Genomic DNA, 731 nt, shown 5'->3' with positions numbered 1-731 from the left:
GAATCGCCCCGGGTTTGGTGCACACCTGGTTACTGGTGTGCCTCCACGACTGTGGCGGCACGTTGAGTGTAGTAGTTCTGCTCGGCCTCGATCGGTGGGATGCGCCCGAGTCGGTGCATGAGCCGGCTGGTGTTGTACCAGCCGACCCACACCGCGGTCAGGTGCTCGACGTCCCCAACCCCGGACAGTGGACCAGTGCGAAACGGCGAATCATCGCGTACCGCTTCGGTTTTGAACAATCCAATCGTCGTCTCGGCGAGCGCATTGTCGTAGGCGTCACCAACCGTACCGATCGATGGGATCAGCCCCGAAAGCTCCAGCGTCTCTCCGCACCGCACCGACGTGTACTGTGAGCCGGCGTCGGAATGATGAATTGTGTTGCCCGACATGGCATTACCTTCACGCTCGCGGAGCTGGGCGGCATGGCGGATCGCGGTCCGAACGAACCGGTCGGTCTTGGTCGCAGCGCATTCCCAGCCGACGATCCGCCCGGCGAACGCGTCGATCACGAACGCCACGTACACGAACACCCCGCTGGCCAGTGCCACGTAGGTGAAATCGGCGACGACCAGTACGTTCGGTGCTGCCACCCGGAACTGGCGTTTGACCAGGTCCACTGCCCGCGGAGCCGACGGATCCGCGATGGTGGTGCGCACCTTCTTGCGGCGGGTGACCCCATGCCAGCCGTTGGCGCGCATCAAGCGTTCCACCGTGCACCGAGCCACCGGGAT

1 protein-coding gene is annotated in these 731 nt (G+C 64.2%); it reads right to left on the bottom strand.

Translation table 11 applies throughout. The features are described 5' to 3' along the window. Window positions 1-29: 29 nt before the first annotated feature. The coding region (locus GOPIP_RS06000) for an IS3 family transposase (RefSeq protein WP_050955237.1) at window positions 30-731 on the bottom strand (702 nt) is incomplete at its 5' end.

The sequence above is a fragment of the Gordonia polyisoprenivorans NBRC 16320 = JCM 10675 genome, assembly GCF_000241325.1.
Taxonomy (GTDB): Bacteria; Actinomycetota; Actinomycetes; order Mycobacteriales; family Mycobacteriaceae; genus Gordonia; species Gordonia polyisoprenivorans.
This window is presented reverse-complemented; position numbering and strand designations above follow the sequence as displayed.